A 250-nucleotide genomic window follows, 5' to 3' on the forward strand; every position below is an offset into this window, starting at 1 on the left:
CTGGCGGGCGCTTGTCCCTGCGCGCGGCGGCCGCCTCGGATGGGCATGGCCAGGACTGGCTGCACATCTCGGTGACCGTCGAGGGCGTGGGCATGAGCGCCGAGGTGCTGGCGCACCTGTTCAACCCGTTCTTCACCACCAAGGTCATCGGCACGGGGCTGGGCCTGATCTCCTGCAAGCGCATCATCGAAGGCGCCCAGGGCAGCATCCGGGTGGTAAGCACGCCGGGCGTGGGGAGCCCGTTAGAACA

At 68.8% G+C, this 250-nt stretch carries 1 protein-coding gene; it reads left to right on the top strand.

Features of this window, described 5'->3' with window-relative positions; all coding sequences use genetic code 11:
• Positions 1-11: 11 nt before the first annotated feature.
• A partial coding sequence (locus tag ACQG3P_RS21075; protein ID WP_426806141.1) for an ATP-binding protein occupies positions 12-250 on the top strand: 239 nt, incomplete at its 3' end.

Source organism: Stenotrophomonas sp. SrG (assembly GCF_050031795.1).
Taxonomy (GTDB): domain Bacteria; phylum Pseudomonadota; class Gammaproteobacteria; order Xanthomonadales; family Xanthomonadaceae; genus Stenotrophomonas; species Stenotrophomonas rhizophila_A.